Raw genomic sequence first — 11797 nt, 5'->3', positions numbered from 1 at the left:
TGATGCAGATAAATCCAATTCAATTAAAACAGCTTATTGAAGCGAGTCTGTTTGTATTGGGGAAACCCTTGTCGGTGAAAATGTTGAAAGAAACCGTGTTGGCGGATTTCAGTGTTTCCAGAGACAAAATCAAAGCCGCATTGGAAGAGTTGCAGCAGGATTATCAGGAACGGGGTGTTCAACTTGTGAAAGTGGCTGGAGGTTATCGCTTCCAGACCTTGGAAGTCCTGAGTCCTTTTTTGCAGCCCCTGTGGCAGGAAAAAGCACCTAAGTATTCGCGGGCAACATTAGAGACCTTGGCGGTGATCGCGTATCGTCAACCTGTGACCCGTGGCGATATTGAGCAGGTGCGTGGTGTGGCCATTAGTAGCCATATCATTAAAAGTTTGTCAGATAGACATTGGATTAAAGTCGTCGGCCATAAAGAAGTCCCGGGGCGACCCGCACTCTACGCCACGACCTTAGAATTTTTAGCCTATTTTGGCTTAGATACCCTAGCGGATTTACCTGCGCTTACGGATACTGAGTCATTGCAGGCGGTATTTTCAGGTTTGAAAGTAACGCCTGAACAGTCAGAAGAGCAAGATACTAATGAGTGAAAAATTGCAGAAAGTCTTGGCCCGTGCAGGCCATGGCTCCCGTCGTGAGATGGAGGCATGGATTGCTGCAGGCCGAGTTAGTATTGATGGCGTGATTGCCAATCTTGGCGACCGTATCGAAGCCGATGCGAAGGTTCGTATCGATGGCAGAGCAGTATCGCTTAAGTCCGCCGACGATGTGATTTGTCGTGTACTCGCCTATCACAAACCCGAAGGTGAGATTTGTAGCCGTAAAGACCCTGAAGGTCGTCCAACCGTGTTTGACCGTTTGCCGAAAGTGCGTGACTCCCGTTGGGTTGCGGTAGGCCGTCTGGATATCAACACTTCAGGCTTATTGCTGTTTACCTCTGATGGTGAACTCGCTAACCGCTTGATGCACCCGTCTAACGAAGTTGAACGCGAATACGCGGTACGTACCTTTGGTGAAGTGCCTGAGGCTGCGGTACAACGTCTGCGTACTGGCGTGATGTTGGAAGACGGTATGGCGCAGTTCGATGCCATTAAAGCCGCAGGCGGCGAGGGCATGAACCAATGGTGGCACGTATGTTTACGTGAAGGCCGTAACCGCGAAGTGCGTCGTTTATGGGAATCCCAAGAGGTGCAAGTCAGCCGTCTTATCCGTGTGCGTTACGGTATGGTGGAATTGCCTAAATCTCTGCCACGTGGTGGCTGGGTTGAATTGCCGATTGAGCAGGTAAACTACCTGCGCCAATTAGCGGGCCTTGAACCTGAAACTCGTACTATGCTGGCCGCCGATAAACACAGTGTGGCCCGTGCTCAGGTGAAGAGTGCTAAAATTCGCCGCGCCGTACGCAAGCATAAAGTGACAGCAACGCCTAAGGCTAAGCCAACACGTCAGCGTAGTTAATATCATTCGAGTGATGTTAAGTCTCTCAGTAAAAAGGCCGCTTGCGGCCTTTTTTGCTTTCTGCGACTGATAAAAATAAAGGGAGCGTAGGGCTCCCTTTATTCTTATCTATTAGTGCGTTAGTTCTGCATTGCTTATTGAGCGTTAAATTGCTGACCGTTAATTTCGCTTGAATCTTGCCCCATTAAATAGAGGTAAGTTGGCATGATTTCTTCGGCCGTTTTTAAATCTAATGGATTTTCGGCAGGGTATGCTTTAGCACGCATTTCGGTGCGAGTCGCGCCTGGGTTAATGCTATTAACGCGTACAGACGTGCCATCACATTCGTGGGCGAGTACTTGCATCATGCCTTCGGTGGCAAATTTAGAGAAGGCATAGGGACCCCAGTAGGCGCGGCCCTGACGGCCAACACTGCTTGAGGTAAAGATTATCGAGGCACTGGGTGCTTGGCGCATAATAGGCAACAGAGCCTTGGTCAGCATGACCTGTGAGGTAACGTTGACTTTAAGTACATCTTCGAGTGATGGAATATCGATGTGTTCAAACGGGCCTAAAGCGCCGAGTAAACTGGCGTTGTGCAGCAAACCATCTAAGTGACCAAACTGCTCGCCAATAGTTTCGGCCATATCGCGGTAGTTTTGCTCGGTCGCACCTTTTAAATCCAACGGCACGATCGCAGGAGTTGGGTAACCCGCCTGTTCGATAACGTCGTATACGGCTTCGAGTTTTTTGACGGTTTTACCGAGTAAAATCACGGTGGCACCGTGTTTGGCAAATTCAATGGCCGCCGCGCGACCGATACCTGCGCCAGCGCCTGTCACCAGTATGGTTTTACCTTTGAGTAAATCTTTTGCTGCTTGATATTCCAACATGAGCCTTTTATTCCTCTTGGCGAAAATGCCCGCCACTTCTAGAGTCGCCGAATTGCTAAACGCATGTTTCAAACAAATGAATGAAACTTTGTTATAAATAGCTAAAATGTTTGTGACAAACTTGTGGCTAACTCAATATTTTTACGTTAACTTGAAATGAGTTAGGGGCTAACATAAGCCCTATTAGTCATAGCTTTTGCGCTATTGTGACTAATTTCTTGGGGAAAACAAAACTATTACAACAAGATTTGGGGAAAAAAAATGAAAAGACTCATTTTGTGTGTTGCGATTGCATCAGCACTGGGCCTCACAGGATGTGGCGAGGACAGTTATAACGAACTCAAGGATAAGACAGACCCGCTCATCCCTGAATCCCATATGGTGTTTGACCCCGCGAATGCTAAAGTGCCTTTGCCTAATGATTTGTTGTTTAGCGGCACTACAGACGGCACCTTATCAATCCCGGGGGAAAGTTCGGGGAACTATGTCGATCCGCAAATTGCCCTTGGTGCCTTAGATGGATGGTCAACCACATCTCCCATTTCAATCGATCTCGAACTCGCTAAAGATCACGATGGGACACAACTGACCCTGATGGCCGCATCGGTTGCCCAACCGGGCGCAGTGAGAATGTTTGAGGCCACAGTGGGTGGTCCATTGTCATCGGATCCTGAATGTACAACTAAACCGTCAGTGTCTGCCTGTAAAGTTGGCGACGAATTACAATTTGGTGTGGATTTTGTGTCGATGGCATCGGGTAACAAAGTTGTTATCGTGCCACTCAAACCGCTAAAAGCCGGCCAGTCTTATATTTATGCGACAACCAAGTTAATCCAAGATTCAGAGGGACGAGGCATTGCCCCTTCAACGACCTATGGTACGTTGAAGATGGATATCAACACCTTACCCCTAGAAACGCCTGATCAATTGATGCTGCAAACCTTGATCAACAGTTATGAAAAGGGCATGGCTGCGGCACATAATGTCGATACCTCAACCATTACCTATTCAGGCTTGTTTACCACTCAATCGGTAGCAAACGTCTATGAAACCACAAAACTCTTGATGGCGCAGGGCGCACCTTATGCCCCAAGTTTTGCGCAAATGCCGACCCCTGCGGGTTACACTGTGGCGCAGGCTGCTGGTTTAACTCCAGCAGATGGCGCGGCGTATGTGGTGTCGAATCTAGCCGATGTTTATACCGCTAAGATTAAATTGCCGATTTATGGCGACTGCTCTTCGGTCAGCTGCTTGTCATCGGCAGGTCAGCCGCTGATCAATGGCCGCTGGAAAGCCCAAGGTGATAGCCCTGTTTCGGTATTATTAGCGCTGCAAGCGGGTACCTTAAGTCAAACCAACTTTGGTATGCAGGCAGTAGCAAATGGGATTGCAAACCCTGCCGATGCCCTAGCGAATCCTTCTTTGATGGCGGGTAAAACCTGGTTGCTCGATGATGGAACCGCAGCGGATAAAACCAAGCATTTAACCAAATTTAACCCCATCCCTGCGATTAAAGGTTATGAAACGGTACCTGTACTGATTTCTATGCCAAATGCAACTAAACTCGCGGCCTTCTATCAGCAACAAGGGTTAACCTTTACCCCACCGACTGCTGGCTGGCCAACGACGATTGCGCTGCATGGTTTAGGCGGCGGTAAGGAAATGTCATTAGCCTATGCGGGCAGTTATGCCGCGATGGGCGTGGCAACGGTGGCCATTGATATGCCTTTACATGGTGCTCGCTCGTTTGACGCCAATGGCGATGGGATTTACGAAGTATCGGCAACCGATCCTTCCTTCGGTAACGTGATTGGTACACCCGATGCCTTTAAAAATGGTAATCCACTCGTCTTCGTGAATATCTCAAGCACGCTGTCGGTGCGGGATAACTTCCGTCAGGCCACCATGGATCACCTTGGCGTGCGTTTAGCCTTAACAGGTTTAGCGCAGGGGCTTGCACAGGCGGGTCAACCACAGGTATTCGATATTTCCAAGATTAGTGCGCAGGGCTTAAGTTTAGGTGCGATTGTCGGTACCGACTTTGCGACTTATGCCAGCACGGGCATGAAAAATCCAAGCACGGGCGAAGCGCTACCTAACCCTTATGCCATCAATGCGGTCTCTCTGGCGGCACCAGCGGGTGGTTTGGCGGGCGCGTTTGCCGGTTCTGCGACCTTTGGCCCAGTGCTGTTTAGCAATGTGACTGCCTCATCGACGTTCCAAGCATTAGTGGATAAAGCCAATACTGCGGGATACGAGCCGGGCAGCCCAGAATATGCGGCATTAGTTCAAGGGGTTTACGCGCAGTTTATTCCAACCTTTGCCTTTGCGGTGCAAACGGCGGTGGATTCAGCGGATCCGGTTAACCATGCAGGTATGTTAAAAGCAACGGGATTACCCGTGCACTTAATCGAAATCGCGGGTGATGGTAACGGTAACTTAGCTGACCAAGTGTTACCTAATCGCGTCGATAACTTCCCACTCTCAGGCACTGAGCCGTTGATCTCGGCAATCGGTCTGCCTTGTGTGGATGCAACCACCAAAGGTTCTGGTGCGGTGCGTTTTGCTAAGGGGCACCATAGCTCAATTGTTGACCCAAGTGAGAAGAGTTCAACGGATGGTATGGCCGCTGCGGCAACCGTTGAGATGCAGACGCAAGTGGCAACCTATGCTTCTACCGCAGGTAAAGGTGAAGCGACGATTTTCGTCACCGATCCAAGCGTGATTGCGACCTGTTCTAACTAGTCGCGTGTAAAATCCTAAAAACCCAGCCTTTGCTGGGTTTTTTTATGGCGCTTTAGGCTGTTAGAATAGCGCGCACTAAACCGAATCACCTTAGGCCCCAACGGAGAGTACTTTGGAATTTCTATACGAATATGGCATGTTTTTAGCGAAAGCCGTGACAATTGTGGTTGCGCTTGTTGCTGTGATTATTGTGGTGCTCGCGTCCACGGTGAAGCACAAATCGGATAAAGGTGAACTGAGGATCACCAATCTTTCAGAAGAACTGGAAGATCTCAAACACAGCTTGAAGGAAGAACTGCTGTCGAAGAAGCAGTTTAAAGCCTACGAAAAACAGCTGAAAGCGGACGAAAAGGCGAAGGAAAAAGCGGCCGAAGAAGACAGCAAAGGCAAAGTTTTTGTTATTGATTTTAAAGGCAGTATTGATGCTGCCGAAGTGGCTTCTTTGCGGGAAGAAATCAGCGCGATTTTAACCATTGCCGAAAAGGGCGACGAAGTGGTGGTGAATGTCGAAAGTGGCGGTGGCATGGTGCATGGCTACGGTCTGGCCTCTAGCCAGCTTGACCGTCTGCGTCAGGCCGAAATCCCATTAACGATTTGCGTGGATAAGGTCGCTGCCAGCGGTGGTTATATGATGGCCTGTGTGGCAAACAAAGTGTATGCCGCACCATTCGCCATCGTAGGTTCAATCGGTGTCGTTGCCCAGTTGCCTAACTTCAACCGTTTATTGAAGAAACATGAAATCGACTACGAGCAACACACGGCCGGTGATTTTAAGCGCACCTTAACCGTGTTTGGCGAAAATACTGACGAAGGCAGACAGAAGTTCCAACAGGAGCTGGAAGAAACCCATGTGTTGTTTAAAGCTTTCGTGAGCAAGTATCGTCCTCAGCTCGATTTGGCTAAGGTGGCCACAGGCGAACATTGGTACGGTCAACAGGCGATTGAATTAGGTCTTATCGATGCGATTTCAACCAGTGATGATGTGTTAATGCAGTTAGCTGGCGAACGTACCGTGTACAAGTTGCGCTACCAAGTCCGTAAGAAACTGGCAGATAAAATCGCCCATGGTGCGTCTTTATCGGTAAATGCGATTTTTAATCGATTAGTTGAGAAAAATCGTCCCATGTAAGCCGACGAGTTAACTCAATCCTGATGAAAACGCTTGCGAATATGCAGGCGTTTTTGTTTTGTCCGAGCGCGAAATAAAACAATACATTTTTTTAACATTAAGTTTGGTTTAAGACTATTCAAAATAAGCGAGATCTTATACAACTAATCACCTAGGGAATTAAAAGCTGAACAAATCATATTAAGGATTTTCCATGTTACAGCGCGTCGACTACAAGACGAACCTGATGGTGGGTGATCAAACCTATCCCGCATTTGAGCTACGTAATATTCTCGATTTTATTGCCTCTCAGTTAGGCGAAAACGCCTTACAGCAAGTCTGTGAGCATATCGGCGTTGGCAAAACAGAGCTCAATCATTGCCAGTTTGTGTTTGTGTGGCAGGTGGAATATGCGATGGAGTTTTTACGTTTGCAGGGCGGCGACCCCGATATTGGCACTAAATTAGGCCTAAGCTATCGGGTGAGTAGTTTAGATGTGCTCTTGCCCCATCTCGCGCAGTTGACTTCTCTACAGGCCTGCTTGCAGTTTGTGGTCAATCATCCCCAACTGGTTGGCAGTTTTACCGATACCTTAGTGCGCCTCGAAGAAGACTGTGTCTGCATTCGTTGGCTCAATACTGGCCGTATCGACAAAGCACAATATGGATTTCAATTTCTGCACAGCATAGGTTCGTTGTTAGGGCTGGCGAGAGAGCTCACGGGGGAGGCGATAACGCTTAGGCAAATCCATTTGGCGGAACCTACCCGCGATGAGCGTTTTTTAACTCAGGCAACGGGGGCTGTAGTGCAGTTTAATTGCGAATATTATGAATGGAGCATTTCCCTCACCCATCTCGCGCTTGCCATCCAGTATCCTTTCCCTGCCTACGCCGAAAAGACCGCGTCGGTATCAACCACATCCTTTATTGAAACTGTACTGGCGGCAATCAACGAACATTTTCCCCAAGTACTTCATTTAGATGACATGGCGACGCAACTGCATATGAGCGATCGCAGCTTCCGGCGTAAGCTGGCACAGCTTGGCTCGAGTTATCAACGTTTAGTCGATCAGGTGCGTTGCCAAAGGGCGGTCGAATTGATTTTAGCTAACGAGTTGGATATTGAGGCGATTGCCGAGACCTTAGGTTACAGCGATGTTAGCCATTTCCGTCAATCCTTTAAGCATTGGATTGGCCATCCGCCTGGGTATTTTAGCCGGCTAAATGCGGGTTAACGGGCTGACTAAATAAGGCGATTGACTGAACCTGCCGTTAAAGCCACTGTTTTGCAGTTAAAGCCGCAATTTTGCCGTTAAAGACATAGTTAAAACATTTGGTGCTTGAGTAGAGATACAGCCATATTGCCTGTATCTCTTTCCTAAGCGTTGATAAGTGCTAGTCATCCATCTAAGTACAATTCCCTAAACTCGGTGCCAGTGAATCTATCCATTGACGAATTAATTCCACGCCTTCTTGGTGCTCAAGGTTGCGACCGATGGGCGGCATGCGATCTTTAGGTTCCGATAGTGTTTGGCGATAGAGCAAAATCGAGTGGTCGGCATTGCCGGGAACGATATCGTAATCGAGTCCTTTAGGGCCACCATCCCACCCCGGTGGTTGTTTGCAGATCCCATATTGATAACTGGTATGGTCGATATAAAACCCAAGGCGTAAGCCGGAGATGCTGGCATAGCCTTTGGCGCTGTGGCAATGGGCGCAGTTAACATCTAAATAGCCCTTAGCACGGCTGGTTAAATCGGCTTGGAGGTTGTCTATGGCATAGGTTTTAGCGACTTGGTTTAACTCGGGTAACTGTTCAAGCTTGCCTTGTTTGGCCCAGAGGCTGAGTTGATTGACGCTTTGCCCTTGGTCGATGATATCGCGATTCAAGAGATGGGCTTTAAGGCCAATAGGAATGATTTGACTGCTGTTATCTTGATTGATCTGGTGGCAAATTTTGCACTCGGCGCGGCTCGGAATGTTGTAATCAAAGCTTTGGCTTTGGCCTTGATTAATCAGGGTATGATGCACGCTTGCGCCCGCGGTAAGCAGCTTTGCTTCACCTTGTTGCCATTGATAAACCAAACTCGTCCAGCCTTGGGAGCGTTTTATCAATAGCCGCGTTTCAATAAGGGTTTCGTTGGCTATGCCTGTGATAGCCGTATCCTGTGGCAGAGCAAAGGTTTTGACTAGCACGGCGCCAGTTGGAAACTCGAATGCCTCCTGCGCTTGGTATTGCATGCTGCTGCCTGCGGGTAAATAGATAAAGCGGTATTTACTGGCGTAATTAGAAAACAGCTGCGTAGCGAGCTGATAACCAAATCCCGGCGCTTGCGGCTGCGCGGTGGGGTTTGCGGGGTCGATAAAGAGCCCATATTGACTTAATTCCGGGCAGTCCTCTGCCATTAAGGCGGGCCAGTTAACTTGCCCAGTTGTATTCACACACAAACTAGTGGGCGTTGTCGGTACAGTTGGTGTCGTCGGCGGAGTCGACGTTTGGCCATTATCGCTGCTTTGGCTGTCACCGCCGCCACAGGCGGTTACTAAGGTCGTTAGGCTGAAGATTGCGATGAGTGTTAGGCGGTTTTTCATTGGATTATCCGCTCTTTAAGCTGTTGCTTGAAATAAGAAGGCCTAAGTCGGCCTTCTCTGTCTGGATGTTGCTCAGTCTTGGAGTGGTGAGCAAGTGGGTGATTGCAAGTCTGCTTTCACCCATTGTTACCGTTAACGCTAGTGCGAGCAGCTTGCCGCAGGCAGGCGTTTAATCCATTCGCTGATCAGCGCCACGCCTTCATCATGGGATAGGCTGCGACCGATTTCAGGCATACGATCGCCCGGGGTCGTACTTTGCATTCTAAAGTGCATGATGGACTCAGCGGCATTGCCAGGCACTACGTCGAAACCTAAGTTTCCACCGCCATAGGCGACTGGCGATTTACAGGTACCGTGGGAGAAACCCGCATCATCGCTATAGCCACGCCAGTATTCGAGTTTGAGGCCTGTGTTAGAAGCGTTACCCTCGGGTCTATGGCAATGTGCGCAGTTGATGTCGAGATAACCTTTTGCCGTTTGCATTAATGCGGTATCGCTTAAGCTTGCGACTGTGGCTTCATCACCATCGTGGTAGGCGGGTACTTGTGGTACTTGGCTCAGGTTCGGTAATCCCTGCAAAATACCTAGGCTTTCCCATTTCAGCAGTTGGTTCATGGTGCCATCTTGATAGCTGTAATTGCGGTTTAAATGGCGCGCCTTAGGTCCAATAGGCACAAACACGGCGTTGCTGTTGTCATCGGCCTTAAACTGGTGGCACTGCTTACATTGGTTCATGCTCGGGACCATGTAATTAAAGGTGAGGCTTTCTCCTTTATGGCTTAAGGTTTGACTGCTAATTGCACCGGCTTTCGCCAGCGTCGCATCAGTCTTATCGGCGTTCCACACATAGGGCAGGGCGCTCCAACCCGTTGGACGATGGATCAGCAAACGGGTTTCAATCAAACTTTCGTTACTAATCCCGCGCTTACTGGTATCGCTTGGTAAGGCAAAGGTTTTGACGATAACGCTACCCACAGGGAAATCAAACGCTTCGTTTTCGGAGTAACTGGCTTTTTGTCCCGAAGGCAAATACACAAAGCGGTATTTGCTGGCGTAGTCGGTAAAGAGCTGAGTGTTAAGATCGTAAGGGACACCGCCCGAATTGGGGCCTGTCGTGGGGTTTTTGGCATCGCTGAACAGATTGTAATCCGACAGTTTAGGGCAGTTTGCTTTTAGCAGCGCATCCCAACTGACGTTTGAACCCGTCGCCTGACAAAGACTTTGGTCACCATCACCCACTAAACCACCTTCGCCTTCACCGATAGTACCCCCGCCGCCAACGAGCACGCCGCCATCACAACCCGCGGTATTATCGTCAACCCCGCAGCCAAACACTTGGCCCGCGAAGGTGACTGTGTGCACGGGTAGGCTCACCTGGGTACATTTCAGCAGGTTGTTCTGGGTCTTCTCGTATTGCACGTCGGCGATACTGATGTCGGTGTTGCTGTTGGCATAGAGTCTGCCGTAGGACACATCACCGTTATCACTGGCGCAGACGTTATCGCTGCCATCTGTGGCAAAGGGGGCCTCTTTTAAACCTAGGTAAGCGGCGGTGCCGTTATTGGCAAGCATTTCCCCTAAGCCGTCGTAGAGCACGCCGGGCAAGGTGCCGTGACTGATGACATACGCACGGATAATGTCTTGAATTAAATAACCTTTAGGTTTGCTACCATAGTCAGTGATCACGTTATCGTGCAAGTAGATATTGCGCGGTACTGGGCGCCAGCCATCTTCAATGGCTTGACCTGGTTGCCCATAGTTGCCGACAAAGGAGGTCATATCGGGTTCTGCAATAAAGAAGCTGCTGACAGTCACCCCTAAGGTATCGTGGTGGGTAATTTCGTTATTGAAGATTTCCACATCGGCGGTAGACAGCACAATCACCCCAGTGCCTGGCGGCACTATATGCACACCAGCTGGGTTGGCCGAGGCGTTGGCGAAGTTAGGCGTGTTGTTGTCATACACTTTGTTGTTGAAAATCCGCACGCTAGAGCCGTATCTGTGGTTATTGATTGGCAAGTCGAACACTAAAATCCCGCCAGTGTTGCCCATGGCTTCGTTGTCATACACATCGGCATACTTAGAGTTTTCGACTTCAATCCCTGCAACGTTTTCCTTGGCGATATTGCGGCGCACCACAATATATTGGGATTGGCCCACATAAATCCCCGCATCGGCACTGCCGCGGACATAGCTGTCTTCAATCAAAATGTTTTCACACTCAACGGGATACAGACCATAGGCGCCGTTATCTTTGTCTAGTTCGCCTTCCCACACCGCCCCCACGCGGCGAAGTATGATGCCATTGGTGTTTTTAAGCTTGATGCCGTTGTTTTTGGCCTCATTGACTGACAGATCTTGAATGGTAATGTTCAGCGCATTTTGCACGAAAATCCCATCCCCCGAGTTGGCTTGGGCGAAATTGAGGATAGTGTCCTTCATCCCGTAGCCCATGATAGTGACGTTTTTGGCATAACTGCCATCCCCATCCACGTCGCCATCGAACAGTAATGTCGAATCGATATTAAAGGTGCCCTTTGGTAGCACAATCACAGCGCCACTTTGCGCGTTGATTAAAGCTTCTTGAATACGGGTGGTGAGATTATCCCCCGGTAGGATCTTGATGGCGCCTTCGGGGAAGGTGGGGCCCGTTTCAGGGGGCTGAACCACGGGTGGCGTGACGACCTCTGGTGCTGGATCATCGTCAGAAAAACAACCCGTGAGATTAAAAGCCATCAGTAGGGCGATCCCAGTTGGCATCAGCCAATTCGCCTTAGCTTGAGCTTTATTCCTGTGGGAGTTACTCGGCCAAAGGTGGCGTGGTGTCGCCTTAACGCCCTTCTTAGCCAGTGGGTGTGTCGTCTTGTTGAACATAGGTGCCCCTGCTTTTTGTTATTATTTCGTTAACAGAATGCGCTAGGGGCAGCAAAAGGCAATGTGAAATATGGCCAAAATGGTGCAAGTCATCGCTGCGGTAAAGGGAGATGTTTTTACGCGACTCGACTTAAGCTCAA

At 49.3% G+C, this 11797-nt stretch carries 8 protein-coding genes; 5 read left to right on the top strand and 3 right to left on the bottom strand.

Annotated features, from left to right (window positions below; genetic code table 11):
• Positions 1-2 precede the first annotated feature (2 nt).
• Together scpB and rluB are read left to right on the top strand one after the other, a co-directional pair.
• The gene (scpB, locus tag CF168_RS13135) at positions 3-599 is read left to right on the top strand and encodes an SMC-Scp complex subunit ScpB (protein ID WP_011622248.1); all 597 of its coding nucleotides are present in this window, start codon (positions 3-5) and stop codon (positions 597-599) included.
• Positions 592-1467 carry a 23S rRNA pseudouridine(2605) synthase RluB gene (gene rluB / locus CF168_RS13130; RefSeq protein ID WP_011716577.1) on the top strand — a complete coding sequence of 292 codons (876 nt, stop codon included), beginning with the start codon at positions 592-594 and terminating at the stop codon, positions 1465-1467. The genes scpB and rluB overlap by 8 nt, the downstream gene beginning before the upstream one ends.
• Positions 1468-1601: 134 nt before the next feature.
• Here rluB and CF168_RS13125 read toward each other — a convergent pair whose 3' ends face one another.
• A complete protein-coding gene (locus CF168_RS13125; protein WP_011625827.1) occupies positions 1602-2339 on the bottom strand; it encodes a YciK family oxidoreductase in 738 nt (245 codons plus the stop codon).
• 261 nt (positions 2340-2600) lie between these two features.
• Between CF168_RS13125 and CF168_RS13120 the strand changes: the two genes are divergently transcribed.
• The 3 genes from CF168_RS13120 to CF168_RS13110 all read left to right on the top strand — a co-directional run bounded on the left by CF168_RS13120 (position 2601) and on the right by CF168_RS13110 (position 7426).
• Positions 2601-5084 (top strand): VolA/Pla-1 family phospholipase, encoded by a 2484-nt coding sequence (locus CF168_RS13120; protein WP_089068087.1) that lies wholly within the window; start codon positions 2601-2603, stop codon positions 5082-5084.
• A gap of 112 nt (positions 5085-5196) precedes the next feature.
• A complete protein-coding gene (gene sohB / locus CF168_RS13115; protein ID WP_089068086.1) occupies positions 5197-6213 on the top strand; it encodes a protease SohB in 1017 nt (338 codons plus the stop codon).
• Positions 6214-6406: 193 nt separating this feature from the next.
• On the top strand, positions 6407-7426 hold the full coding sequence (locus tag CF168_RS13110) for an AraC family transcriptional regulator (RefSeq protein ID WP_089068085.1): 1020 nt from the start codon (positions 6407-6409) through the stop codon (positions 7424-7426).
• A 172-nt stretch (positions 7427-7598) separates the two neighbouring features.
• Here the strand turns inward: CF168_RS13110 and CF168_RS13105 are convergent, their stop codons facing one another.
• Positions 7599-8783, bottom strand: coding sequence for an SO2930 family diheme c-type cytochrome (locus CF168_RS13105; RefSeq protein WP_089068084.1), 1185 nt, complete (start codon positions 8781-8783; stop codon positions 7599-7601).
• Between the two features lie 138 nt (positions 8784-8921).
• Positions 8922-11657 carry an SO2930 family diheme c-type cytochrome gene (locus CF168_RS13100; RefSeq protein ID WP_089068083.1) on the bottom strand — a complete coding sequence of 912 codons (2736 nt, stop codon included), beginning with the start codon at positions 11655-11657 and terminating at the stop codon, positions 8922-8924.
• Positions 11658-11797: the final 140 nt, after the last annotated feature.

The organism is Shewanella bicestrii, assembly GCF_002216875.1.
Classification (GTDB): Bacteria; Pseudomonadota; Gammaproteobacteria; order Enterobacterales; family Shewanellaceae; genus Shewanella; species Shewanella seohaensis.
The sequence above is the reverse complement of the archived record's forward strand: the minus strand, read 5'-3'. Positions and strand labels throughout refer to the sequence as shown.

Excerpts from the sequence above, each read along its gene's own strand:
- rluB (WP_011716577.1), top strand. The coding sequence starts at position 592 with ATGAGTGAAAAATTGCAGAAAGTCTTGGCCCGTGCAGGCCATGGCTCC.
- CF168_RS13110 (WP_089068085.1), top strand. The coding sequence starts at position 6,407 with ATGTTACAGCGCGTCGACTACAAGACGAACCTGATGGTGGGTGATCAA.
- scpB (WP_011622248.1), top strand. The coding sequence starts at position 3 with ATGCAGATAAATCCAATTCAATTAAAACAGCTTATTGAAGCGAGTCTG.
- CF168_RS13100 (WP_089068083.1), bottom strand. The coding sequence starts at position 11,657 with ATGTTCAACAAGACGACACACCCACTGGCTAAGAAGGGCGTTAAGGCG.
- CF168_RS13125 (WP_011625827.1), bottom strand. The coding sequence starts at position 2,339 with ATGTTGGAATATCAAGCAGCAAAAGATTTACTCAAAGGTAAAACCATA.
- CF168_RS13105 (WP_089068084.1), bottom strand. The coding sequence starts at position 8,783 with ATGAAAAACCGCCTAACACTCATCGCAATCTTCAGCCTAACGACCTTA.
- CF168_RS13120 (WP_089068087.1), top strand. The coding sequence starts at position 2,601 with ATGAAAAGACTCATTTTGTGTGTTGCGATTGCATCAGCACTGGGCCTC.